Annotated in this window: 23 protein-coding genes; 14 read left to right on the plus strand and 9 right to left on the minus strand. The window is 43.6% G+C overall.

The features are described from left to right. Positions 1-36 precede the first annotated feature (36 nt). On the plus strand, positions 37-651 hold the full coding sequence (locus AB4486_RS08785) for a LysE family translocator (RefSeq protein WP_017061779.1): 615 nt from the start codon (positions 37-39) through the stop codon (positions 649-651). 392 nt (positions 652-1043) lie between these two features. Here the strand turns inward: AB4486_RS08785 and AB4486_RS08790 are convergent, their stop codons facing one another. Beyond that, positions 1044-2207, minus strand: coding sequence for an alpha/beta hydrolase (locus AB4486_RS08790; protein WP_372116969.1), 1164 nt, complete (start codon positions 2205-2207; stop codon positions 1044-1046). 53 nt (positions 2208-2260) lie between these two features. Continuing rightward, the gene (locus tag AB4486_RS08795; RefSeq protein WP_372116970.1) at positions 2261-2491 is read right to left on the minus strand and encodes a hypothetical protein; all 231 of its coding nucleotides are present in this window, start codon (positions 2489-2491) and stop codon (positions 2261-2263) included. Positions 2492-2764: 273 nt separating this feature from the next. Here AB4486_RS08795 and hcp point away from each other — a divergent pair, with 273 nt between their 5' ends. Together hcp and AB4486_RS08805 are read left to right on the plus strand one after the other, a co-directional pair. Beyond that, positions 2765-4426 (plus strand): hydroxylamine reductase, encoded by a 1662-nt coding sequence (gene hcp / locus AB4486_RS08800; RefSeq protein ID WP_017068651.1) that lies wholly within the window; start codon positions 2765-2767, stop codon positions 4424-4426. 101 nt (positions 4427-4527) lie between these two features. Continuing rightward, entirely contained in the window at positions 4528-5595 is a 1068-nt protein-coding gene (locus AB4486_RS08805) for a 2Fe-2S iron-sulfur cluster-binding protein (RefSeq protein WP_372116971.1), read from the plus strand. Positions 5596-5834: 239 nt separating this feature from the next. Here the strand turns inward: AB4486_RS08805 and AB4486_RS08810 are convergent, their stop codons facing one another. Then, complete coding sequence (locus AB4486_RS08810; protein WP_372116973.1) at positions 5835-7271, minus strand: glyceraldehyde-3-phosphate dehydrogenase; 1437 nt, start codon at positions 7269-7271, stop codon at positions 5835-5837. A 966-nt stretch (positions 7272-8237) separates the two neighbouring features. On the opposite strand from AB4486_RS08810, the gene AB4486_RS08815 reads away from it, so the two are divergent. Continuing rightward, on the plus strand, positions 8238-10802 hold the full coding sequence (locus AB4486_RS08815) for an ATP-binding protein (RefSeq protein WP_372117038.1): 2565 nt from the start codon (positions 8238-8240) through the stop codon (positions 10800-10802). A 31-nt stretch (positions 10803-10833) separates the two neighbouring features. Here the strand turns inward: AB4486_RS08815 and AB4486_RS08820 are convergent, their stop codons facing one another. The 3 genes from AB4486_RS08820 to AB4486_RS08830 form a co-directional block, all read right to left on the minus strand. Continuing rightward, positions 10834-11070, minus strand: coding sequence for a hypothetical protein (locus AB4486_RS08820; RefSeq protein WP_017061772.1), 237 nt, complete (start codon positions 11068-11070; stop codon positions 10834-10836). A gap of 166 nt (positions 11071-11236) precedes the next feature. Next, entirely contained in the window at positions 11237-11863 is a 627-nt protein-coding gene (locus AB4486_RS08825) for a D-Ala-D-Ala carboxypeptidase family metallohydrolase (protein ID WP_017066096.1), read from the minus strand. A gap of 197 nt (positions 11864-12060) precedes the next feature. Further along, positions 12061-12375 carry a DUF496 family protein gene (locus AB4486_RS08830; protein ID WP_004742367.1) on the minus strand — a complete coding sequence of 105 codons (315 nt, stop codon included), beginning with the start codon at positions 12373-12375 and terminating at the stop codon, positions 12061-12063. A 195-nt stretch (positions 12376-12570) separates the two neighbouring features. On the opposite strand from AB4486_RS08830, the gene AB4486_RS08835 reads away from it, so the two are divergent. The 5 genes from AB4486_RS08835 to luxQ all read left to right on the plus strand — a co-directional run bounded on the left by AB4486_RS08835 (position 12571) and on the right by luxQ (position 17775). Next, on the plus strand, positions 12571-12771 hold the full coding sequence (locus AB4486_RS08835) for a hypothetical protein (RefSeq protein WP_017068647.1): 201 nt from the start codon (positions 12571-12573) through the stop codon (positions 12769-12771). A gap of 56 nt (positions 12772-12827) precedes the next feature. Next, positions 12828-13484 (plus strand): YceH family protein, encoded by a 657-nt coding sequence (locus AB4486_RS08840; RefSeq protein ID WP_017061769.1) that lies wholly within the window; start codon positions 12828-12830, stop codon positions 13482-13484. Beyond that, on the plus strand, positions 13485-13799 hold the full coding sequence (locus tag AB4486_RS08845; RefSeq protein WP_017061768.1) for a GIY-YIG nuclease family protein: 315 nt from the start codon (positions 13485-13487) through the stop codon (positions 13797-13799). 308 nt (positions 13800-14107) lie between these two features. Further along, complete coding sequence (locus AB4486_RS08850) at positions 14108-15202, plus strand: autoinducer 2-binding periplasmic protein LuxP (protein WP_372116974.1); 1095 nt, start codon at positions 14108-14110, stop codon at positions 15200-15202. Further along, positions 15202-17775: a quorum-sensing autoinducer 2 sensor kinase/phosphatase LuxQ gene (gene luxQ / locus AB4486_RS08855; RefSeq protein WP_372116975.1), complete on the plus strand. Its 2574-nt coding sequence runs from the start codon at positions 15202-15204 to the stop codon at positions 17773-17775. Before AB4486_RS08850 ends, luxQ begins: the two co-directional genes overlap by 1 nt. 59 nt (positions 17776-17834) lie before the next feature. Here luxQ and AB4486_RS08860 read toward each other — a convergent pair whose 3' ends face one another. Then, the gene (locus tag AB4486_RS08860; RefSeq protein WP_017066093.1) at positions 17835-18494 is read right to left on the minus strand and encodes a PilZ domain-containing protein; all 660 of its coding nucleotides are present in this window, start codon (positions 18492-18494) and stop codon (positions 17835-17837) included. Between the two features lie 194 nt (positions 18495-18688). Here AB4486_RS08860 and AB4486_RS08865 point away from each other — a divergent pair, with 194 nt between their 5' ends. Then, on the plus strand, positions 18689-19039 hold the full coding sequence (locus AB4486_RS08865) for a HopJ type III effector protein (protein WP_017061764.1): 351 nt from the start codon (positions 18689-18691) through the stop codon (positions 19037-19039). A 134-nt stretch (positions 19040-19173) separates the two neighbouring features. Here the strand turns inward: AB4486_RS08865 and AB4486_RS08870 are convergent, their stop codons facing one another. Further along, entirely contained in the window at positions 19174-19482 is a 309-nt protein-coding gene (locus AB4486_RS08870; protein ID WP_372116976.1) for a DUF1289 domain-containing protein, read from the minus strand. A gap of 159 nt (positions 19483-19641) precedes the next feature. Between AB4486_RS08870 and yegD the strand changes: the two genes are divergently transcribed. From yegD to AB4486_RS08890, 4 genes are all read left to right on the plus strand, one after another. After that, the gene (gene yegD, locus AB4486_RS08875; RefSeq protein WP_017064846.1) at positions 19642-20994 is read left to right on the plus strand and encodes a molecular chaperone; all 1353 of its coding nucleotides are present in this window, start codon (positions 19642-19644) and stop codon (positions 20992-20994) included. A 492-nt stretch (positions 20995-21486) separates the two neighbouring features. Next, positions 21487-22545 (plus strand): porin, encoded by a 1059-nt coding sequence (locus AB4486_RS08880; protein ID WP_372116977.1) that lies wholly within the window; start codon positions 21487-21489, stop codon positions 22543-22545. Positions 22546-22835: 290 nt separating this feature from the next. Further along, a complete protein-coding gene (locus AB4486_RS08885) occupies positions 22836-23468 on the plus strand; it encodes a fumarylacetoacetate hydrolase family protein (protein WP_017061760.1) in 633 nt (210 codons plus the stop codon). Between the two features lie 150 nt (positions 23469-23618). After that, positions 23619-24251, plus strand: coding sequence for a LysE family translocator (locus AB4486_RS08890; RefSeq protein ID WP_017064843.1), 633 nt, complete (start codon positions 23619-23621; stop codon positions 24249-24251). 106 nt (positions 24252-24357) lie between these two features. On the opposite strand, the gene AB4486_RS08895 is transcribed toward AB4486_RS08890, so the two are convergent. Further along, on the minus strand, positions 24358-26064 hold the full coding sequence (locus AB4486_RS08895) for a phospho-sugar mutase (RefSeq protein ID WP_136982406.1): 1707 nt from the start codon (positions 26062-26064) through the stop codon (positions 24358-24360). Between the last annotated feature and the right edge of the window lie 361 nt (positions 26065-26425).

Consider the following 26425-nt stretch of genomic DNA (forward strand, 5'->3'; position numbering starts at 1 on the left):
TCAGCTGGAACGCTTTATTTTATTAGGAATGGAATGATGACAGTAACAATTTGGTTTTCTTTATTAGCGATTTGCTTGTTGGGTGCAATGTCTCCGGGCCCAAGCTTGGCGATGATCGCTAAACACAGTTTGGCTGGTGGCCGTATGAACGGGCTTATCGCAGCTTGGTCACACGCTGCTGGTATCGGTATTTATGCGTTCGCAACCATTGTTGGTTTAGCTGTTGTGCTTGAGCAATCCCCAATGTTATTTAAAGGTATTAGCTTAGCGGGGGCTGCTTATCTGCTTTATCTTGGCGTTAATGCGTTACGTTCGAAAGGTGGTGTTGCCGCGAAATTAGAAGCGGGTGAAAAGATGAGTTACATGCAGTCTGCTCGTGAGGCTTTCTTGATCTCTATCTTGAGCCCAAAGATCGCATTGTTCTTCATCGCTCTGTTTAGCCAATTTGTAGCGCTAGGTAATGAACTGACCAATCAAGTGATTATTGTCTCAACGCCGCTGATTGTCGACGGCCTTTGGTACACCTTTATCACCTTGGTACTGTCTAGCCCGTTGATTGTTGAACGTATTCGCTCGAAAGCTCAGTTGATTGATCGACTATCTGGCGTGGTGCTGATCCTGCTTGCTGTTCGCGTGGTGTGGACGATATAGCAGTAAACGATAAGAATAAGTAACTAGGGTCTGTTAACTTTTAGTGGTTAAATTTTGTTCGAGATAGAATCGTTTTAGGCGCGGCAAGGAGTATGTAGCCTAGTCATTCTAAGTTAATACTTCTTAACAAAGCATAAAACGATTCTAGCCGAACCCTTCGGGCAGCCTTTGTGGTTCATTTCTACTGCGTTATCGGCTTCTCATGTAGGCTAGCTACATGAGAAGCCTCTGCCTTGTAGAAATTTCCCACAAAGTGCTGCAAAAATCAGCTCTAAAGGTCAACAGACCCTAGACGTTCACCAGAAACGACACTCATTAAAAAAGGCTCACTAGACGTTATCTAGTGAGCCTTTTTGATTTCTCTGGATTAGCTTTTGGAAGACTTGAGCTTATTAGCCTTCAGAGTTCAGTACGGCATCTAGCTTCGCCATCGAGTCTGAGAAGTAGGGGTTGTAGGTCAAACGCGCATGGTTCTTCCCTTCTTCACGATAGCCCCAAGCTGAGTACCAAACCTCACTGGTTGCATTGCATTGTTCTTCAAACCCTTCTGCCTGACCATTGGAGCAAATCTTCTCGCTACCATTGATTCCGTAATAAGGGTTGTTTGGTGAGAACAGTAAGCCCATGTGAGAGCCGTTCGAGATGCGTTGCTCTGGGATCTTCATGCTGTACTGAACAGCGCGAGGATCCTCGAGAGTCGTCTCTCCTTGCCAAACCAACACATTGTTTGGATTCGGCATAGATTCAGTAAAGGCTTGCTGAACGTAGTTGGTGTCAATCACGCTGTCGCCTTCACTCATCATAATAAAAACTGGTTTATCGAAGTGTTTATCTTGTAAGTCACCACGTACGACTTCTGATGTCTCGTAGTAAACCGATGCACCATTCATTGGCAACGAGTTGTAACGCAACACATTGTCTTCAGGATCTTGATCCGCCCAAGTGACAAAGTAGCTTGCTAGTCCCGCGTATTGAACGGCAGACGAGCTCGGTTGAAACGCAGGTGAGAACAGCAGTAACCCAGAGATCTTTGGATCGTTCATCGCCTGTGAAGTCACGAGGTTCGCGCCGGTTGAATAGCCGCCTAGCCAAACAGAATCATACTCTTGCTCAAGTAACTTCGTATGATGAGCCACCACACCTTGCCAATCTTCTAGGCTCGGCTGCATTAAATCACCCACGCGACTGCCGTGACCCGGAAGTAATACGGTTCTCACTAAGTAACCTTGCTCTGCCAAATGGGTAGCGATGTCTTTAAATGAGTAAGGTGAGTCGCCTAATCCATGAACCAATAATACCGCCTTGCCGTTTGGCGAGGTTGGTTGATACTCGGTTGGTGAATTGAGTTGGATCTCGAGTTGCTTGTCTTCCGTCATGAACACGCGGTTTTTCAATAACCAATCTTGTGTGTCATTGACGTAGGCATCAAAGCTGTCTTGCTGATAGCTAGGCAAGTCTGGAGATGTTTCGTAAGCGGGTATCGGTGTCTCGTTGGAACAACCAACGAGACTTAAAGTCGTTAAGGCGAGCAGCGTTAGAATGGTATTTCTATGCATTTTTTAATGTTGTCTCTGTTGTGCTTTCACTGTGTTTGAAACTTAAGTTTAGATTACTTTTTGCTTGAAAGGTCTTCGTATTCACCTTCAATAACACCGGCATCATTGGTTGATGATTGACGTGTGTTAATGTGAGCTGCGAAACCCTGTTTCTTCATTTGATTCTGAATGCGTTTGCCAGTGATTAAAGCTGCAATAGCTAAAGGAATAGCAAGGATCAAGCTTGTGAATAACGCCAAAAGGCCAGTAAACAATGCAACAATCGTAACTAATATATTTTTCATATTCATTCCTCTTTTTCTATGTTGTTACTTTATCGCTTCTATTCTGAACGAAACATGAACGCCGTTAATAAATCTCTGAGAGTCACTATGACACGGATGTGTGCTGTTAGGGAGTTTATATGTAGTCATAATCACGCACTAAAAACATGGAATAAAACTAAGTTTAATAAAATCAATATGTTAAAAGTTGGCACGCTTGATGCTCTATAGGGGTTGGAATAAGTCACTGTAAGCAAAGTACTTACAGTTAATAAAAATTACTGGAGCCCTTATATGTTCTGTATTCAATGTGAACAAACAATTCAAACCCCAACCGTAAAAGGCTGTTCTTTCGCACAAGGTATGTGTGGTAAAACTTCGGAAGTATCCGACCTTCAAGACGTGTTGGTGCATTCTCTTCAAGGTGTTTCTTTTTGGGCCAATTTGGGCCGTGCGTGTGATGTTATTGATACTGAAATCGACGAGTGGGCGCCAAAAGCGTTTTTCGCAACACTAACCAACGTTAACTTCGACCCTGCTCGTATCATCGAATTCGCACAACAGTCCCATGAATTCAAGCAGCGTTTAGAGCAACAGGTTCGCGCGGCAGCGACATTGATTGGTTTTGAGATCCCAGCGCTTTCTGCTGCTGCTCAATTCGACCTTCCAACGGACTCTTCAGAGCTATTGGCGCTTGCCCCTCAAGCGGCGGTAAACCGTGGTCACGACTCTCAACACGAAGATGTGATTGGTCTTCGCCTTCTTTGCCTATACGGTCTAAAAGGTGCAGCAGCTTACATGGAGCACGCACGTGTTCTTGGTCAAACTGATAATGCTATTTTCGCTGAATACCATGAAATCATGGCGTTCCTAGGTACAGATCCATCAGACCTAAAACAACTGTTAGATACGTCTATGCAGATCGGCTTAATGAACTACAAGGTCATGGAAATGTTGGATAAAGGCGAGACAGATACCTTCGGTCACCCTCAACCAACAACCGTGAATGTGAAGACGAAGCGAGGTCACTGTATCCTTGTTTCTGGTCACGACCTGCATGATCTAGAAAAGATCCTTCAACAAACGGAAGGCAAGGGCATTAACGTTTACACCAACGGTGAGATGCTACCTGCACACGGCTACCCTGAACTAAACAAGTACCCACACCTTGCGGGTAACTACGGCAGCGCTTGGCAGAACCAGCAAAAAGAATTTGCGAACTTCCCAGGTGCGATCGTAATGACATCTAACTGTCTGCTTAACCCAGATGTGGGCTCGTACGCTGACCGCCTATTTACGCGTAGCATCGTAGGCTGGCCGGGTGTTGCTCACCTTGAAGGTGACGATTTCAGTGCAGTGATCGATTGTGCTCTTGCGCAAGAAGGCTTTAAGCATGACGAGATCGAGCAAATGATCACTGTCGGTTTTGGTCGTAACGCCTTGATGGAAGCAGCGCCTGCGGTTGTTGAACAAGTGAAAGAAGGCAACATCAAACACTTCTTCCTAGTGGGTGGTTGTGACGGCGACAAATCTGAACGTAGCTACTACACAGATTTCACAGCTCAAGCGCCAGAAGATTCAGTAATCCTGACATTGGCATGTGGTAAATTCCGTTTCAACAAAAACCAATTCGGCGACATTAACGGTATTCCACGTCTGCTCGATGTTGGCCAATGTAACGATGCATACTCAGCGATTCAGCTTGCTCTTGCGCTGTCTCAAGAGTTTGATTGTGGCATCAACGAACTACCACTAACACTTGTTCTTTCTTGGTTCGAGCAAAAAGCGATCGTTATCCTGCTTACTCTGTTCGCACTGGGTGTGAAAGGTATCTACACAGGCCCAACAGCGCCTGCATTCCTAACTGAAAACCTACTAAAGATTATTCAAGACGAGTTCGATATGCGTTCTATCTCAACGCCAGAGCAAGATCTTAAAACAATCTTAGCGGCTTAATCTAAGCCCACTCCCAAGCCCCGTTGTTGCTGTTCTCTAGGAACGTGCAGCGGCGGGGCTTTTTAGATTTAATTCTTTAGTATCAGTGAGGTGTGTGAACTATGTATGCATGGTCGGATAGCGATTCAATCAATTTAGTGTGTTTAAAGAAATGGCACGAGACGCCAGATACGGTCAGCTTTGAGCTTGGCAGTATTCCACAAGATTTACATTTCAATTTTAAGCCCGGTCAGTTCATCACCTTGGGTTTAGATATGCCGACGAAAACGGATTACCGTGCTTATTCCGTGGCTTCTTGCCCCGAAGATAACCGCCTGAAGTTGACGGTCAAGCGTGTGGAAGGTGGCTTGGTTTCGAACTTTATTGTTGATGAGCTTGATGAAGGTGACGAGGTTTCTGTGTTGAAGCCGGCAGGCTCGTTTAACTGTATTGATTGCATGCCAACGGCAACAAAGAAAGTAACGCTAGTGAGTGCGGGCTGTGGCATTACACCCGTAATGGCGATGGTAAAATATTGGCTGTCTCAAGACAGTGACAGTGACAGTGACATTGAGATTGATTTCGTCCACATGGCACGCAACAAGCTTGAGACTATCTACTTTCAAGAACTTCATCAGCTCGATGAATCACATGCGAATTTCAACTTAAAACTGCTGTTAAAAGACAACGAAGGAACAACCGCCCCTCAAGGTCGTTTAGATAAAAACTGGTTGGTGAAACTGAGCCCAGATATCTTAGATAGAACGGTTTACCTGTGTGGGCCTGTCGGCTTCATGCAAGATATTGAGAGTTATCTGAAAGAGCTTGAGTTCAACATGGATAACTTCTATCAAGAAAGCTTTACTCCTGCTACTCAGGATGCTCAATCAGAAGCGTCAAACGCCGAAATTGCTGACGATACGAATAGTGCTGTTAAGGTATTTGTGCCTGCGTTCGGCGCTGAAGTTGAAGCGGAAACTGGCACACCATTGGCGGATTCATTAGAAAAAGCAGGCGTTCCAATTATTATCGCTTGTCGTAGTGGGATTTGTGGTTCGTGTAAATGCAAAGTGACCAAAGGATCTGTGGAATCAAGCAGCCAAGAAACATTGACGCCAGAGCAGATTGAACAGGGCTACGTGCTTGCATGTTCAAGCTCGATTCAGTCAGATGTTGAGGTTGAGTTATAACAGACGTAAAGCTGTGCAAGAGTGATGAAGACAAGATCTTATTATAGCGATAAAAGTTAGGGCGCTAGATGTAAAAAGGCCACCTAGATCAGTTAGAGAGAGCAGATCTAAGTGGCAACCCTCTTGTTTATACGGGGGAGTAAAACAAAAGGGGTTGCGAAGTCCATACAGACTTCGCAGATATAGTTATTATGTTGTGGAGCTTGTTGCGATGGACGTATCTACAAGAGCGAAGTTAATTAAACTTCTGGGTATGTCTTGTAGCGTACACCCATCATCTGTTCCATACAGTGAACAACTTGGCAGCTGTAGCCAAACTCGTTATCGTACCAAATGTACAGCACGGCACGGTTGTCTTGTGCGATAGTCGCCACACCGTCAACCACACCTGGGTGACGAGAGCCAACCAAGTCGGTAGATACAATCTCAGTCGAGTCTGTGTAATCAATTTGTGCAGACAAAGCAGAAGACAGCGCCATTTCACGCAGGTACTCGTTCAACTCTTCTTTGTTTGTGCCTTTCTCAAGGTTTAGGTTCGCAACTGCCATTGAAACGTTTGGCGTAGGAACGCGAATCGCATTACCTGTTAGCTTACCTTCCATTTCCGGCATCGCTTTTGATACTGCTTTAGCAGCGCCAGTCGATGTCAGTACCATGTTCAATGATGCAGCACGACCACGACGATCACCCGAGTGGAAGTTATCGATTAGGTTTTGATCATTGGTAAATGAGTGCACCGTTTCGATGTGACCAGACAGCACGCCAAACTTGTCGTGAACCGCTTTCAATACTGGCGTGATTGCGTTAGTAGTACAGCTTGCTGCAGAGATGATGGTGTCTTCTGGCTGAATAACATTTTCATTCACACCAAATACCACGTTCTTGATGTCGCCTTTACCAGGTGCAGTCAGTAGCACTTTCTTCGCACCGTTACACGCAACGTGTTGGCTCAGGCCTTCCGCGTCACGCCATACGCCTGTGTTATCAACCACAAGTGCATTTTCAACACCGTAAGCCGTGTAATTCACTTCTTCTGGTTTGTTTGCGTAGATAACTTGGATGAAGTTACCGTTAACGATGATCGCTTTGCGTTCTTGGTCTACAACAATGCTGCCGTTGAATTGGCCGTGTACAGAGTCACGACGAAGCAGGCTTGCACGTTTTTCTAGGTCGCCATCTTTGCCGCCGCGTACAACGATTGCACGTAAACGCAGTGGGTACCCCGGGCCACTTTTCTCGATCAACAGACGAGTTAGCAGTCGGCCAATACGACCAAAACCGTACAATACAACGTCACGAGGTTCTGTCATTGCATCGCCTTCAAGCGATTCGATAAGTGCAGTTTGTAGGAAATCATCCAACCCGTGTGTGTCTTCGCGATCTTGCCAGAATGAATGCGCAAGGCGACCAACATCAATACGACATGGAGATAAGTCCATAGAGAGAAGGTGTTGAATGATAGGTTGAGTCTGTTCTGCTGTAAGAGGAGAACCCGTGTAACGTTTTGCGATGCGGTGAGCTTTGATGATGTCGATAGTTGTCGCGTTAACTAAGGTCTTACCAAAGAGGATAACTTCTACGCCTTTTTGACGGTATAACTGACCTAAAGTTGGAGCGATGGATTCAGCAATGGTTTGACTAGTTTGCCAATCTAGGAGGTGCTTTTCGGGACTCATCTTTACTCGGGACCTTTCACGTTAAGTTTCTGCATTCATGGCGGATGTAGGGAAGCCAATCAGCATAGGGGATTTGAGGCATCAGTCTGTGGTCTTTATTGCCACTTAAATGTGCTGATATACCTTGTGTGTAACTTGTGATTTTTATGTGGCAGGATTGTAAGGTACGACGGGTTATTCTGCTAGGAAAAATAAATGCAGACAAAATATCTTTAAATTGCCTTGATATTAGCAATAAATCAAGATTTGAACGTCGATAAAGACTATTGACTTTAACAATCTGTAGCACTTATTTTTCGTCAAAAAATACTCAATTCAAAAGATAATATGTAATGCAGGTCATAATGAACAATAAAGGTGTGATCGCTAACTCAAGTTACACGTAAACAGTAAACGACAAATAAGGGAATCAGCGAGTATTGTTGTTCGACCTTTGAATAAGCCTAGCTTGAGCGTGAAAAGTGCATCACGCAAACGATTGGATGTCACAATTTTAACCTAACTATCCGCTTTGTTAGCGCGCAGAGTCATTATTCACAGTCTAGTTGAGCCGCAGAATGTGGATGTGTACTTGTTATGCCGGTGATAATAACTGGAGAAAACGTCTTTTGTTTACATTTTGCTCACTGAAATCTCGCTTGTTTACATTTCATTGGTAGAAACCTCCTCGAGTAGACCTCTCTCACATAACGTTCACTTGTCTAGAATCGGCTTGTCTCAACCTCACTTAGTAAAGCAGACACCTCCGCTGTAAAGCCCTGTTTTGGATGCTTGTTGATTCTAATTTTTGGTTCTGGGCTCAGAGTATCGTTTGTTCATATCCAATTTGATCAATAACCCCCTGTTAATGTCCTATTCTTAATTTGGGCTAGGTAAATTACTTTCGGGAAGGGAGTCGTTATAAAAATGATAAACATGTCAATTAGATGGCGTCTTATTTTTCTTTCCACGGTTTCTGTACTCATTATGTTCGGGTTTACAGTGAATGAAGTGCTTAAGAACGATGAGAAGATGAATCACCTTGAAACAACGCGTATTAAGGTTGAAGCGCTTCAATCTTTTAATACGGTTTCAAGTGATGCTTATCGATGGTTGGTGCTGTCTAATGATTCCCCTGAGAAAGGTCAGTTGCTTTTAACACTGCAATCAGAACTGGATAGACTGACTCAGTATGGAATGCGACTTCAACGGTTCGACAGCAATTGGAGTATTGACCCTCAGTTAGCTGAATTGAAAAAGCTGTTGATGATCCTAGCTAGTACACCTGAAACGACAGACAGCAGACAATTGACAGAGCGCGCTTTCGACTTGTTAAAAGACGTGCTGATGGAGCTGTCCGAATATCGCATGGCCTTAGTCGATGGCAATATTGGTCAAGCGGAAGCGATGTTTATCAATCTTACGCATTATGTGTTTTGGACTCAGAGAGAAGCGTGGTTAAGCTTCAGTTTGTATCGCTCGCCCGAGCTAAGAAATCAATATTTATTGAGCTATGTAGGTGCGCTAGAGAGGCAGCAACAGTTGCTTGATGCATTTTTCCGCTCTGACACTCGTTCACCTGAAATTAGGCAACTGCTAAACGCGGTCGCCAAAGATGATTTTCAAGACAAATTTATATCTCGAATCCTCAAAGGGGACTTTTCATCACCCGAAATATATCAACACTTGAAAAGCTTAGAGGTTAAAAAACGGGCTATTTCAAACGCGATTGGCGCTTACACCAATCAAATACAGTTTGAACTGACCAAGAATATCGCGTTGCAGAAAAGGCAAACCTTGGTCATGACGTTGCTTATACTCATCGCTTCTGGTGTTTTGATGTGGCTTGGGGTTGCGACATCTCTGCGCTTAAACAGAAACCTGTCGATTATCTTGAAAGGTGTGTCGGAATGCGCTGATAGCTACGGCCAGCCAAAGGTGATTCGTATCCAAGGGAACGATGAGCTTGCCGAGTTCACTGAAACCCTAAATCGAGTGATGGAACGCAACTATCTGCACAACAAAGAGTTGATAACAGCAAAAGAAGACGCGATTTCGGCTAACAAAGCCAAAAGCGCATTCTTAGCAAATATGTCACATGAAATACGCACGCCACTTAACGGGATCATTGGCATGGCTGAGATCTTATCTCAAAGCCAACTGAGCCCAAATCAACAAGAAGTACTGGGGGATATCGAATCGTCCTCTCACTCTTTACTGGTGCTGCTGAATGACATACTCGACCTGTCTAAAATCGAGTCGGGTAACTTGATGTTGTCACCACACAATGCTGATTTGCGAGAAGCGGTTTATGACTCTGTGAGTGTGATTCAGTCGAAAGCGATAAGTAAGGATATTGAGCTCGACATCAATATCGATTATCAAACGCCGTCACAACTGTTTTTCGATGAGTACCGCGTGAGACAGGTGCTGACCAATCTGCTTTCTAATGCCATCAAATTTACGTCTAAGGGCACAATTACAACTGACATTGCTTATACACCTATGTCTATGGGCAGGGGCAAGCTTGAATGCAGCGTGTCTGATACCGGGATTGGGATTGAGCCCGAGAAGTTAGAGTCCATATTTGAACCTTTCACTCAAGAAGATGGCAGCATTACCCGTCAATTTGGCGGTACGGGGTTAGGGCTTGCGATTTGTCGACAGCTTGTTGATTTGATGGGTGGTTACATTACCGCGCGTTCAGTGAAAGGAGAGGGCTCTACATTCACTTTTTGTTTGTATGTCGATGTTGTAGAAGCGCCTGTTCAAACTTTCGATAACCTGAGCCGAGCGACCATCATCTCGAACTCTTTCAATTACCTCGATCAGCTCGTTAAAGAGTGTGAGCGTTTGAATGTTCGAGCCAATGTGGTGTCATCCATTGCTGCTCTTAGTGAAAGTGTAAAAGAAAGTGACTTCATACTTTATTGTCATACCTTGCACCACTCTATGGAAAAAGATCTTGCGACGTTGAAGGTGATATATCCTCTTGCTCGCGTCATCGTTTGTCAGCATCACCTATTTAAAACCAACCTAATCAGAGAAACGGTCCACTCGACTCATACCTTGCCATTCTTGGGCCGACGTTTCTTAACCAGCTTACAATCTCTCGATGTGGGCGAAGAGCAAACGCCTCAAGTGGAAGCAAAAGATGAAGAAGTTCGCTCTCTGAATCGACGCATTTTGATCGTTGAAGACAATCTGATGAATCAAAAAATAGCGAGCTTCTTCCTTGAGCAAGCGGGTTATGAATATTTGATTGCCAGTAATGGCCAAGAAGCGGTGGATGTCATCACCCAGGGTGCTCAGTTTGATGCAGTCTTAATGGACTGCATGATGCCTGTTATGGATGGCATAACGGCGACTCGTGCGATACGTCAGTGGGAAGCCGATCAACAAGTCACACCATTACCCATCATAGCTTTAACCGCCAGTGTTCTAGAAGAAGACATCAAAGATTGTTTTGAAGCCGGTATGAACGCCTACTTACCTAAACCCTATAAATCTCACCAGCTGTACGATCTTTTCAGTAGCCTTGATATTGTCTAGGGCTCCCGTATCAAGGCTAGCGCGGCGCTACTTAACGAACTTCCAATCCAAGGTTGTATTGTGCAAGGCAACGACCGACATAGCTGATGTTCAGCAAGGCTGCGACTAAGATGGTGCTGATGTGGGCGACGATTTGAATTGGCAGTGAGAAGTGATCGGCCATTGGATAAGCAACAATAATACTGAGAAGCATAAGCAAGGTTGTGATAGCTAGACTGAAGTTTGAAACAGAAAGCAGAGTTTGAAAGCGTTGAGTCATCGTCTTCATATTGAATTCCTAATTGCTATTAATAATTATGATACTTGTTATTAATATCAATTAGCGTTCCAGTTTTAATTTACATTTAAAATCATAATCTTATGTAATTTCGCTTGTTTTGAGAGTCTAAGTGACACGTGCGAATTGCAGGTCTTTATGACTTGATCGTGTTTCTTTACCATTGTCTAAACCCACAAGTATCGATGTGGAATCGAACACCTGAATATAAACCAAGCCCAACATTATTTTTTTGCCCGAATTCCGAATGAATCTTTTTAAGTTTCACGTGTAGATCTTCGCGAGTAATGTCATTTGCAGGCACTAGGTCTAAGGCACAAAACTCTAAGTGCTTACTTCGCAGTGCACCACCAGCTTGTTGATTGTAGATATCGGTTCGCTCTCCAGATACTGGTATAACAACACCGATTTCAGGCTCAATATATTGTTGTATGTACTTCAGGGTATTGATCATGTTTGGCACATGTTTCTTATTTGGGAGGGTAAACAAGGTTGTATTACTCATTGCCCAATCCGTCCCTTGCAATAGAACGAGATGCAGAGGCATGCTCTGAGTAACGCCATTGTCCTTGAGTTGTTGTCCGATTGCTCTCACTTGGTCTTGAGCGTGATTGAGGAGCATCCAACCTCGAAATGCTGATCGGGTCGGAACCTTGTAGCCATGAACATCGACCACGAGATCGTCATAAGTGATTTCGGTTTCTTCGGTATAAAGTTTCTCAAATTTTTCAGGGTAAGGTTGTGTCGTTGATAACGCCAAGGTAATCAGAATACTTCCGTACATAAAGTCTCTCCATCGCTAGTGTACACTTGTTATTTAGTTTGATACTGCTGTTGAGTTTCATTCATTTTGCTTAGGTACGCTTAAGCCTAGACGGTTAGGTTTAGATGCTTAAGTATAGACGCTGGAGTTTAGGTAAAAAAAACCCACTACTAAGAGTGGGTTACTAACATTGTTACAAGTAAATTAGCGAGGTTAGATTACTTCTTACCTTGGATTTGCTTGTCTTCTTCTGTCAGTTCACGAATGCGACGGCTGATGTCACGGCGAGCTTTAGAAATCTCAGCGCTCTTGATGATGTGGTCATCAACACGGTCTTCGTAGTCAGCTTTCATATTTTTGATAATGCCTAGGATCTCGTCGTGGGTCATCTCTGGCTTGATGTAATCAAGTAGGTTATCAAGAAGGTCGACACGCTTACGGTTGTCACGAACTTTCTTTTCGTTGTCTAAAAGTTCACGCTTAAGTTTGTTCTTACGTCGTGCTTGGTTAACAATTTCAAATACGCTGCTCATAGATTCCTTTTCCTATTCGTCAAATACGTTGTCTGCTTCTGATTAAAGCACATCAATTGATGATGTAACAGTCTTTAGATCAAAGCAAAAGTAAGGTTGTTTAATTATTCGTCACTCTCGCTGATGTGTGATTGTTTTTATCTTACCGTTCAAGTTAGTATCCCATGTAGATACTGCATTGATACGAAATGTGAAATGAATCAACAACAATTGGAAAACGAAGAATTGGACGACAATGTCACTGAATCTTCAGCAGAACAAAACAAGCTTCGTGATGCGTATGTACAAGAGCGTACTTATTTGGAAGTCGTGGAAATAGAGCTAAACCGTTCTAAGATCATAATGATTGATGAACAGGGCAGAAAGAAACGAGTACCAATTTTGTCTGAACACTAGTTACTGCATTGTTAGGTGTTGAGATGGAATTATCAAAATAATAAAAAGGAAAAACGATGAACACAGTACTTTCCCCAATTGAAGCGAGAATTATCGGTTGTTTGATCGAGAAAGAAGTCACTACTCCCGATCATTACCCACTGACACTGAACAGTTTAACCACGGCATGCAATCAAAAGAGTAACCGTGAACCTGTTCTCTCTCTTTCTGAGTCAGATGTTTTAGATGCAGTTGATGGTTTAATCGGACGTCGCATGGTGAGTGATGAGAGCAGCTTCAATAGCCGTGTTAATAAGTATCAGCATCGTTTCTGCAACACTGAGTTCGGCGATCTGCAATTTACAGAGCAAGAGCGTGCAATCATCTGCTGTATGTTACTGCGCGGTGCGCAAACACCCGGTGAACTTCGTACTCGAACGGGTCGCCTTGCAAACTTTAGTGATGTGAAAGAAGTAGAAGCAACATTAGACAAACTCGCTGCAAGAGAAGCAGGTGCCTTGGTTGTGAAGCTGCCACGCGAAGCGGGTAAACGTGAATCACGCTACCAGCATTTGTTGAGCGGTGAAGTGGACGTTGAAGCGTTTGCGATGGCATCAGTAAGCGCGGCTGCCCCCTCTGCAACGAGTGAAAAGTTTGAAGAGCTTGAGTCTGAAGTTGCAAGCCTACGAGCAGAAGTGGCAGAGCTTAAGGCTCTGGTTGAATCACTGCTTTAAATGTCAGATGCTGATAAAAATGCGGATTGGGTCGTGTACTTGATCCGCAATCGTCACAATGCCCTTTATTGTGGCGTGACGAACAATCTAGAACGTCGATTTGAACAACATCAAACCGGTAAAGGCGCCAAAGCTTTAAAAGGTAAAGGCCCACTTAAGCTGGTTTGGAGCTTTGGTGTTGGCTCAAAAAGTGAGGCGTTGAAAACCGAATACGCGATCAAGCAGTTGCCCAAATCCCGCAAAGAAAAACTGGTATCACTCAAACTGATTATTGAGTGGCAAAAAGACAAAATTCAATATATCGAAGTCTCATAATTCATAGCTAAAATGTTTGTTATTGATTAAATCTTAATAGTGTAAGGAGCTATATCGGCTCTAGCTAAGCTTATGAATTTAAATGGTAATTACTCTTACCGTGAATGGGCTGAAATCATAATTTAACTCGTTGTTCTTAATCTCCATTCCAAATTAACATATTGCTCATTTGGAATGTCGTTCTAATTAGTGTTAGACGCTATCATTTATCATCGTTGTCCTACATAATATCCATTAGCCATACAAAGAGATGGTGTCATGCTAGGTTAAAAAATGAGCCAAAGTAGCTCATATAAAACGAGAAAAATATGAAACGTTTACTGATGTTGTTTGGACTTGCCGTATTTTCTGCGTCCGCTCTCTCCCATGGTACTCATGTCCTCAATGGGTACTGGGAATACCAAGATTATCTTTCCACTTTTCCAGAACAAAGAGCATTGACCGATAAAATGGTCGAGGCTGTACAAAATCACCCTGTGCCACTGAGAAGGATCCAAGATGAGCCGATCACGATTTCCGTGGTGTATCCGGGTCAACAGATCTCGGATTACTGGGTTCGCAATATTCAAGCTTTTGAGAAGCGTCTCGATAGGCTGAAGATCCGCTATCAAATAAATCAAGTGTTTACCCGTATTAATGCCGATCTCGCGCAGCAGAGTATTTCGTTGCAAGAAGCGATTGAAAACAAGACGGATTATTTGATTTTCACGCTAGATACCACGCGCCACCGCAAGTTTATCGAGCACGTGTTGACCTCTACAGACACCAAACTGATTCTTCAAAATATCACGACGCCAGTGCGAGCTTGGGCAGATAGACAGCCATTTATGTATGTGGGTTTTGACCATGCGACAGGCAGTTTAAAACTGGCGGACTATTTTAAACAAGTAAGTCCGCCAGACAGTAAGTATTCTGTTTTGTATTACTCACAAGGCTATATCAGTGATGCGCGTGGAGATACTTTTATCCATGAAGTGAATACGGATACCAACTTTACCCTTAAGTCTTCGTTTTACACAAAATCAAACAAAGACAGTGGCTACCAAGCGGCTAAAATCAGCATAGAGAACGATAAGGATCTAGACTTTATCTATGCATGTTCAACGGATGTCGCTCTCGGTGCAATGGAAGCGATTCGTGAATTGGGCCAAGACATCTTAGTGAATGGTTGGGGAGGCGGCTCTGCTGAACTTGAAGCCATTGCAAGGGGCGACCTAGATGTTACTGTCATGCGTATGAACGACGATACAGGCATTGCAATGGCAGAGGCGATCAAGTGGGATCTGGCCGGTTTGGAAGTGCCTACCGTTTACTCTGGTGAATTTGAAATTGTCACCAAGGAAGATTCCCCAGAACGTATTTCAGAACTTAAACAGCGAGCATTTAGGTACTCAGGTCACTAATGAAGAAAAGTTACGCCAGTACACCTAGAAACACTTTAGCTAGACTCATTACGCGTATCGTTATTTTGGTGATAGGCGTGATGGCACTTGGCGTGCTTATTCATAATTATGAAACCAGCAGTAATATCGTACAGCAAGAGACGAATCGAACGGTACAGCAAACCTCAAGCCTGATCCAAAACATGTTTGATTATCGTTTGTCGGTGCTGCAAATCCATCAAGACAGTAGCTCACACAGTGAAACTCTCAGAGAGTACTTTGATACGGGTAATGACGAGACTCTGAGCTACTTTTTCTTTGGTGTTGACCAACGTGAACCGGATCATGCACCAGATTTACGCTTTGTCTCAACCCACGATGGTTTGGCTTGGGAAGACGGCAACAGTCAATTTTATGGTTTGGATGAGTCCAACTTAAAGCATATTTCTGATGAGGTTTCGTTCAGCAGTAATTGGCATTTTATTAAACTGAGGACAGATATAGGTAAGCGTCACTTGTTGGCTCGCCGTACCCCTATTGTTGATAACGCTACTGGGGAAGTCCTTGGTCAACTCTATATCGCCATTGTGCTTGACAACAACTTCTCTTTGGCTGAGTCAATCCAACAGGGCAGTAATAGCGAAAATATCGTGATTGAAGCGCACGGTACACCGGTGACATCGCCATTCAGTGGTGATGAAAGCTACACCATTACTGACATCCTCAATTACCAAATGTACGAACAGTTGCCGCGTCATTTCGTTACCATCGCAACCATTAAGATTAATGCTGTTGAAACTCCTTTAATCATTCGAGCTGTTCAAAAAAATAATAATTTCGTTGCGTTAGAAGAGAATTATCAGCGTGCGATCATCGTGGTGATTGTGGTGATCATATTGATGTCTTTTTTTGCTCGAACTTGGATTCAAAAGAGAGTCTCAGCCGAGCTTGATAAGCTAATGGACTTTACTCGTTCGGCAAGTGCTAGCGAAGAGTACAACAAGTTCGATGGCTCTAACATTTTCGAATTTCATCATATTGGTTGTACTCTTGAAGACACCTTTGAGCGCTTATCTGAACAGAATCAAAAATTCCAAGATCTCTTTAACTTTGCTCATTCGCCTATCTTAGTTTGGTCTGAAAAAGGCGATTTGATTCAGATGAACCCCGCCGCTCGCATGGCGTTGTTCGATGCTGATGACAATTATGGTCCAATTGCCCAAGAGTTTGAGCAGCGAATGCTGCCTAATATTCAAATGGTGGTTCAGGGTTCTAAACTGACGGGTATTAACGTACCCATTGGTGAAAAGGTGTTTCGTTGGAACATGTCTGCTATTCGCGTGGAACACGGCATCACAGGAGTGGTGGTACAAGGGCAAGATATTACTAAGCTTATCGAGGCGGAAAGACAGGCTGATCGAGCAAGAGAAGAAGCTGAGCATCTTGCGAATGTGCGAGCAGACTTCTTAGCTAAGATGAGTCATGAGATTCGCACGCCGCTCAACGGTATTCTCGGTGTGTCTCAGCTGCTCAAGCGCTCTATGCACAATGAAGATAATCGCGAGCAGGTGGATGTACTGTGTAATAGTGCGGAACATTTACTGGCGGTACTTAACGATATCTTGGACTTCTCAAAGATTGAGCAAGGGCAGTTTAATATTCAAAAGAAAGACTTCCGTTTAGGGGAGTTAGTTAATACCTTAGACAGCATCTATCGACCGCTGTGTGAAGATAAATCCGTCGAATTTACCATTGTGAATCACTTGGTTGATGACATTGAAATCAATACTGACCAAGTACGCCTCAATCAGATCATGTTTAATCTGTTGAGTAATGCTTTTAAATTCACTCATCAAGGCGGTATCTCCGTCAGCTTTGAGATCGAGAGTATCTTTAACTCCGATCACGCCAGCTTGATCGTTCGAGTGAAAGATTCTGGCATTGGTATTGATGAAAGCAAAATTGATGCTGTTTTTGAACCCTTTGTTCAAGCCGAAGAGACCACCACTCGTGAATATGGTGGCACTGGTTTAGGACTTACAATTGTAAAAAATCTGGTCGATATGCTGGAAGGGGACATTCAAGTCCGCAGCGTGATAGGTCAAGGCTCAGAGTTCACGATAGAAATTCCTGTAGTCGTACACGCCAAGCCGCTATTAGTCGATGCTAAGCAACAAGCTGAGGTTGAGCCAGAGGCGTTGTTTAGTCGACCTTTGAATGTGTTGCTGGTGGAAGACAATCACACCAACGCCTTTATTGCTCAGGCTTTCTGTAAGAAATATGGCATGGTCGTCACCTGGGCAAAAGATGGCTTAGAAGCGATTGAGATGGCTAAGACGATTACCTATGACTTGATCTTGATGGATAACCAACTCCCTAATCTCGGTGGTGTTGAAACCACTCAGCAGCTAAGAGGTGAGATTGGTGTGTCAGCCCCTATTTATGCGTGTACCGCTGATGCTCAAGAGTCAACTAGAGACAGCTTTATGGCCGCAGGGGCGAATTACGTGATTGTAAAGCCGATTAAAGAAGAGTCGCTCCACCAAGCGTTTGTTCATTTCAAAAACTCATACTGGAATGACACAGAGCACTAGGCTTTAACTTAGTGCTCTTTAATGGAGTCTGTTGAAGAGAAGTAACTAATTTTCTGCCTTTATATCGAGCCAGCGACAAAGGCTTGTTCCAATAGCAGCGTTTTCAACTCATCACTCATATCTAGGTGTTCAGGGAATTGGATACCTAGCAGCCAGCCTTGTCTTTGCCTTTTCTTACTTACCACCTTGTAGACAAGATCGTCATCTAAGTACTCATTTAAGTCAGAATTAACTTTTATCTTCCAGCCGACATCAATATCTGATTGCTGGGTAAGATAGATACCGCACCCTGACGCTGAAAAGTCGACTAGTGTGGCATCCAGCGACAAGGTATCAAAAGTGACTTCACAGCTGAGACGTACTTTATACCTTTCGTGTTCACGAATAGGCTTGGTTGCAAAGTTTGAGGGTGGGCGAAGGAAGATTAGATGTGCTGGAGAGGTGATATGAGCCAGTACATTGGTTTTGAACGCGACAATGTGCCCAAGTTCGGTGTCGGTAATCGCACGAACAATAATATCAACGTTTGTGAGCTTTCTCAGCGTCAGTGCTTCTGTCGCTTTTTGCGTAAGCTCTAGGATGAGGTACTGATCTTCTTTGTGTCCGATATAAAGTGTACTGATCTGGATTGAGTCGTCTGGGCCAAATTCCAATACACCTGCTGTTTTTGTACCTGGCTTTAGGTATCTGAACAGTTCTAAGTTTTTATCTTTATGCATATTCGTTACTGAACAATGTTAATCGTTTGATAAAATAATATAACGCCCTGATAAAACTATGTCATTAGTTTCATTGAAGTCATTAGCAGCGTACAACAAAAAAGTGAATCGCTATCTCAAGTAAACAACGGCTTACTCTTGTCGTAAAACAAGATACACTGCTGACAGATATATACTTGATGGAGAAATAGTAAATGGAACTGGAAACCTTATTGAATACTCTGGCTGAAACCCCAGAGGCCGTGCAATTTGAAGATACAATGCAAGTGATCGAAGCTCACTATGATTTTTCTGAGCGCGAATTTCGCAATGGTGAGGTAGTGAACGCTGCAGGGCAGAATAATGGTTCGTGTAAGATTTTTGCTTTTGGTTTAGAGCAAGGCCTATCAGCAGAGCAAACACTTGCTTGTTTTGGTCAATTTTATCGTAACGACGTGCTAGGTTTTCCTGAGAACAGCGACCATCAAAATATTCGTAACTTTATGGTTCATGGCTGGAATGGTATCCAGTTTTCTCAGCCTGCGCTGGTTGCAAAAGTGAAGTAGACACTAACCAGGTAACGATTAGGTCGAAATTTAATCTCAGTATTTTGAAGCGAGAAAACAACCTCTCGCTTTTTTTGTCTATGTTGAACTGGCTAGTAACTTGCTATCCAGTAACTTACTAAATGGGCTCTAAACTACTGAACGGGCAGGGCAGACAAGCACTTACGACACATACAAACTCCAGCCTTTGGAATATCGCTAGTATCTCGTTTTTCTAGGTCAAAACACCAACACGTATCTTTACCCGCACTGATATCGCATTGAGCTTGCTCATTACACTGTGGACATTGGTGAGTCGAACTCGTACCAGTAAGGTTATCCATGACTGACGCTCGTTCGTTTTCAGATAAGCCTTTCCAGCTAATAATCTCATCCATTGTTCGAAAGCAGCCACTACACATTCCGCCATTATTTTTACAAGCCGCTCGGCAAGGTGTTTTCATTTCTCTAACCCGTGATTCATTTGGGCTGAAATGTAGCATATTTGTTTCTTCTTGAAGAGCCGTTAAGCTAAGAAATTACTCAGTTAAATTTAGAAATGACCTCGTAATTTTTAGGCTTTTCATGTAGCATCTCGCCCCTTTTGTTGAGTGGGGGATATTATGTTTATTGGATTTGATTATGGAACAGCGAACTGTTCTGTCGCGGCGATGGTTAATGGAGAGCCAAGCCTGTTACCGCTAGAAGGTAACAACCACTATATTCCCTCAACCGTGTTTGCGCCTACTCGTGAGAGTGTTTCTGAACATCTATTCCGCCACTTGAATATCAAGCCGAGTGATGCGATCGGTGAGCAAGTACTACGACGTGCGATTGCGCTGAACAGAGAAGAGAGTATCGACTTAGTGCCAGAAGACATGGCATTTGGTCAGGCTGCGTTGGACTTATATTTAGAAGACCCTCGCGATGTTTATTATGTTAAGTCCCCTAAATCTTTCCTTGGCGCGAGTGGACTGCATGATGTGCAGGTGAGCTTTTTCGAAGATTTAGTGTGCGCCATGATGGCAAATATCAAGAATCAAGCCGAACTCACGACTCAAGAGCAGATCAAGCAAGCTGTTATCGGCCGACCAATTAACTTCCACGGTCGAGGTGGTGAAGAGGCGAACAGACAAGCTGAAGACATACTGTCTCGCGCAGCTAAGCGTGCCGGTTTCCTTGATATCGCTTTTCAATTTGAGCCCGTAGCCGCAGGCCTTGATTACGAAAGCACATTAACTGAAAACCAAACAGTATTGGTTGTTGATATTGGCGGTGGTACCACCGATTGCTCATTATTAGAAATGGGACCAACGTGGTCTGGTAAAGCGGATCGTACCCAGAGCTTGTTGGCACACAGTGGGCAAAGGGTAGGGGGGAATGACCTCGATATCTATCTTGCATTCAAACAACTGATGTCACCTTTTGGTATGGGCAGCAAAGGCATTTCGGGTATTGATATGCCACTGACTCAATTCTGGAACCCAATTGCGATTAATAATGTTGAAGCTCAAAAGAACTTCTATTCAAGAGAAAACCTAGCGGCATTAAAATTACTTCGTAAAGAAGCGTCAGAGCCTCAAAAGCTAGAACGTTTGATGAAGGTTTATCACGACACTTTGGGTTACGGTATTGTGCGTAGAGCGGAAGAGGCCAAGATTGCGCTGGCAGAATCCCCTCAATATCGTGCTGCGATTAATGTTGCCTCTGAACTGGTCGAGGTAGATATCTCAGTCGAACAGATGGTTGAAGCGATTGAAACACCAAAGTCTAAGATGATTGAGTTGGTTAAAGAAGCGATTCAACAAGGCCAGAAAAAGCCAGACGTAATCTACATGACGGGTGGTTCCGCTCGTTCACCGATACTTCGTGAAGCCGTACAACAAGCTGTGCCGAATGTACCGATTGTGAGTGGTAATTACTTCGGTTCAGTAACTGCAGGTTTAGCTCGTTGGGCTGAGGTTTGCTTCAAATAAGAGTTCAATGATGAGTTATGAAGGGCAACCAGTCGCTGATTGGTTGCCCTTTTTTTGTTTTTCTCTAATGAACTTTCTATTGAACGATTTTTCCTAGCTCATATTGGGATTTGTTTCACAAAGCTAAATATTTCAGCTGAGCTCTACGTGTTACAAAATGTTTCAAAGGCAAAGGCGAGCCTCTCGATGGTCTGATGAGTTACCTTGGGTTTAGATTTTCAATGCTTTTTTGGTGATTATAAAATCAAAAATAATCAAAGTAATTATCTCAAAGAATGAAAAGAGCTCCCAGTGATTACTGTGTTATTTATTTGTTTTAGAAGGGATTTTTGTTTTTTATAGTGCGATTTTTTTTATTTTATATATTTTAATGCAACTTTATTATCATTCGTATATTAGGGTTTGGCTACTTGTTAAATACAGGTAACAACTTCTCCGTAAGCACGAGGTTGTTAGTGAATAACTCACCCAGTTACATAATGGACATGACAAATGAATAAGAAACTTTTAGCGCTAGCAATTTCTGGTGCAGTATTTGGTACACAGGCAGTTGCAGTAGAACTTTACAACGAAGACGGCACAACATTCTCAGTTGGCGGTCACGTTTCAGTTGCAGTTGGTGATGTAAACAGCGCTGACCGTCTTAACGAAGATGACATCGGTGTAGAAACTGTTTCTCCACGTATCAACTTCGGTGCAACTCACGACCTTGGTAATGGCTTTACTGCTGACGCTAAAGGTGAATGGGCGCTAAACATGCTAGACGGTGGTGATGAGTCATTCACAACTCGTCTTGGTTACGTTGGCCTTTCTCACGATGATTACGGTCGTGCAGCAGTAGGTACTCAATGGGCACCTTACTACAACGTTGCTGGTGTTGCTGATATGCCAATCGCATTCGCGAACGACTTCATCTATGACGATCACGGTAACCTAGGTACTGGTCGTGGTGAAGAGATGGTTAGTTACGCTAATGCTATCGATTTCGGCAACGCAGGTTCTCTAAACGTTGGTGTTGCATGGCAAGGTCGTAAGTCTGACGACGTGTCAGCTTCAAACACAAACGAATACGGTAACCGTGGTCAAATCGCGTTGAACTACTCGATTGCTGATGTGACTGCAAACTACGCATACAACACTGGTGATGTTACGTTTGGTAACATCGCAGGTGGTTCTAAAACAGCTGATTCTCACGTAGTTAGTGCAACATACGGCTCTTACGGTTCAGAAGGCTTGTTCCTAGCTGGTGTTTACGCAATGAACAACTACATGAACTCAAGTTCAGGCGTTGCTCTAGAAGAGACAGTAGCAGTTGAATTACTAGCATCTTACGCTCTTTCTAACAGCCTTAACCTAAGCGTTAACTACGAAGCTGTAGAAGATGATAAGAAGAGCGAAACTGTATTCTCTACAACAGCTCTACAAGCTGAATACAACTTCACATCTCAGTTCGTAGGCTTCGCTGGTTACCAATTCGACCTACAAGGTTCTGGTGAGTACAAAGAGAAAGCTGACGACCAATGGCTACTTGGTGCTCGTTACTACCTATAAGTCGCAGACTGATTTAGCATAGTGTTTACTCCTTAGGTTTACCTTTTAGGATACTGTCCTAGACACCATGCTAAGCCCTCTCAAACCTTTTGGTTAGAGAGGGCTTTTTTCGTTTTGGGCTTTTGTCTTGAATGGTGATTTCGCACTATTGCGACCTTCGTATAAACGCTTTCAAATCATCGAATTGAGCTAAAGATCAGAATTTAGATATTGGTAACCATCTTGTCGAAGACTCTCATTTTATGATGCGTTAAACTCTCCACTCAAAAAAAATAGTTCAGGGATAAACTATGAGCAGTGTTGTCGATCAGGAACAGCTGATGAATTCGAGACGAACAGCAACCCCAACTAAGGTGCTGTGTGTTGGGCGTAACTATGTCGATCACATCGAAGAACTCAATAACGCAATCCCAGACTCTATGGTGGTTTTCAATAAACCAAGTACCAGCGTTACGTCATCCCTGTCTTCTTTTCATCAAGAAGCGCTGCACTACGAAGCAGAAATCTGTTTTATTGTTGAAAATGGCCAGTACTCCGCTGTGGGTTTAGGACTAGATCTCACCAAACGTGAATTACAAAGTAGCTTAAAAGCGAAAGGCCTACCTTGGGAGCGCGCCAAGGCGTTTGATGGTTCCGCTGTCTTGAGTCGCTTTGTTCCAATTGATAACTTAGACCTTGCAGACTTAAACCTAGAGTTGTTTATTAACTGTGTTCGTGTTCAGAAAGGACATGTTGAGCAGATGCTTTACTCTCCAAAAACTATCCTAGAAGAGCTGTCTTCTTATACCACCTTACTAGACGGCGATGTTGTGATGACAGGTACGCCAAAAGGTGTTGGGGCCGTACATCGAGGCGATATCTTCCTTGGTCGCCTAAAGTGTGGCGATACGACATTGATTGAGATCGAATGGGTAGCAAGTTAATTAGTCTTTTCTATTTAGTTAATAAATTGGCTTTGTCGATTAATGTTGGTTTTTAATTCGATTAAATAAACGTCGAACAACTGATTGCATCTGGAAGGGTGTTAGTAATTGATATAAAATCCGCCTCCGTTTTTATCAATGCTGACCCTCATGATCGACTTAACCATTTTACCTGTCTACCTGACTGCCGTTGTTGCACTTCTTCTTTTACCTGGCCCTGATATGTTACTGATTGCGAGTTCAAGCATGAGCTATGGCCGTAAGGTCGGCGTGTTTGCAAGCCTAGGTAATGCGACTTCTGGAATCATTCTGACAGTATTAGCGGCCATGGGTGTATCAGCGTTGATCGCAATGAGCCCAATAGCGCTTAAAGCTCTCCATTTGTTAGGCGGCGCGTACTTGTTGAAGATGGGTTGGGATTGCCTGCGAACAGAGCAGGGTAATGCGCCGGAGTTAAACGATAATTTTGCTGCAAAAGCCTATTATCAACGAGCGCTGATCAGCAACCTGCTTAACCCTAAAGCCTTGGTTTTCTTTGTGATGTTTCTGCCTCAGTTTGTGTCGACGAATATTGAAGCGACTTCCGGTCAGCAGATGCTTGTTCTGGGTTTATTACTGAATGTTCTCGGCTTAACGTTTAACTTTTTGCTGGTGGCGTTAGTGGGTACGATTGGTAAATCTCTCGTAGAAAACGCGAAGTTTCGTACCTATCAACAGAAAGTCATGGGCGGAGTTTTCATCGTGTTAGCTATCTGGATGTTGTCTTCTTTCTTTACTTCGTAGACGAATCAAATCAGACATCTTCTCGTGGTTAGCCGCTGAGACAAAAATGGACGCTTCGAGCGTCCATTTTTATGTTTAACCGTTACATGTTGAACGCGCTAAATCGCTATGAATTCAACTCTTGTTGGTGCTGTTCAATCAGTTTCTCCATGTACTTCTCACCGCGCAGGCGAGTGTCTTCATAGGTTTCTGTCCCTTCAAATTTTGTCACCGTCTCATAGTAGACCTTAACTTTTGGCTCAGTACCGGAAGGTCTTACGATAATGCGTGAACCATCTTCGAGATGATAGATGAGTACGTCACTTGCAGGCAGGTTAATGGCTTCAGTATTGCCTCCAATGACGAAGCGTAAAGAAGACTGCAGGTCTTCAATTACAGAGATAGCGACACCGTTGATTGCTTTAGGCTGTGCCGAGCGGAGCTTAGAACCAATCGATGGTGAGTCTGGGTCTAGTGCAATACTTCGCTGAGCGTTGGTATGAACCCCATGTTCAAATGAAATTTGAGCGAGAAGATCCCAAACTGTTCGACCTTGAGATTTTAACTCCTCAACCAATTGAGCAAACACGACAATAGCAGACAGCCCATCTTTGTCTCGTACTTGAGTACCAATTGTGTAGCCTAATGCTTCTTCATAGGCGAACAAGAAGTCGTTCTGATCATTTTCCAATTGCATGCCAATATTCGCTAACCATTTAAAACCTGTCAGCGTTTGGAAATAAGTCGCCCCGTGGGATTGAGCTACTTTTTCAAGCAATGTTGAAGATACGATACTGTTACCAACTAATTGGTTTTTGGTATGCGGCTTTGAGAGTAGATAATGAGCGAATAGCACGCCGACTTGGTCACCTGTTAGCATTTTGTATGAGCCATCATCTGTTCTCACTGCAACCGCAAATCGGTCTGCATCTGGATCGTTGGCACAAGCAATGTCGGCATCGACACTTTTTGCTAAGTTAACCACCAGATCCATCGCGCCTTTTTCTTCCGGATTCGGGAAGTTGACGGTCGGGAAGTTACCATCGGGCTCTCTTTGCTCGGCGACGCTGAACACCTTATGGAAACCAGAATCGTGAAGTAGATCCTCGGCCATTTGTGCGCCGACACCATGCATTGCGGTATAGGTGATGGTGGTGTTCGCCGATTCGATCTCGTCACTCACGTATGGGCTCTGATTGATCGCAGCGCGGTACGTTTGATAATAGCCTTCAGTTAACCACACCAACTTACCTTGCGTTTCAGCGTCACTTAGGCTCATTAAAGGGAGCGGCTTGGTTGATGCGATATCGATTTCAGCGGCAATACCCGCGTCGTGAGGAGGAATGATTTGAGCGCCATTCTCCCAGTACACTTTGAAACCATTGTATTCTGGTGGGTTGTGGCTGGCCGTCACCACAACGGCAGCTGCGGCGTTGAAGTGCTCAATACCAAAAGCAACGATAGGGGTCGCCGCGACGTTCGAGGTTAGATAAACCTTAATGCCTAAAGCCGTGAGTACGGAAGCGGTATCAATCGCGAACTGCTTGGAATCTAAACGGCCGTCATAACCGACGACCACACCGCGGATGGTCGCATTAGCGATATGTTCGATTAAGTAGTGGCCGAGCCCGGTTGCTGTTTCCTGTATGACTAAACGGTTCATTCGATTTGGGCCGCATCCAACTTTGCCTCTAAGTCCTGCCGTTCCGAACTCTAATCGTTGAGTAAAGCGGTCTTCAAGTTCGTCGTGCATTCCCTCATCGATGAGGTGTTGAAGTTCTTCACGAGTTCTTGGATCTGGGTCTCTCGCTAACCAATTCATTGCATCTTGCATAATCACTAAACCTATTAATGTCTGTATGACTTACCGTTGATTTAATTTAAGTGATATTAATTCTCATTTCCATGAAAGCAATCGTAAAACTCGATATAAAATAAATTCCAACGGCAAGAGGGCACGTAGATTAAGCCACTTCAAATAATTGACTGTTTAGTAAGTAAACTTACCTTGAATAATTGGATATCACTAACTAGCCTTTTACATAAATATAACAAAATTTAACAAATTCGCCGTTTTTGAATCTTTCATGGAAACCTCCAACGCTTTTGAACCGTATTAGTTCTTGGGTTTATATGAGGTCAGTAGCCTGCTCACAGGCTAGTTCCATGTGAGTTGTAGATTGAGATTCAGCCTT

The sequence above is a fragment of the Vibrio sp. 10N.222.55.C6 genome, from assembly GCF_041473395.1.
Lineage (GTDB): Bacteria > Pseudomonadota > Gammaproteobacteria > Enterobacterales > Vibrionaceae > Vibrio > Vibrio crassostreae_C.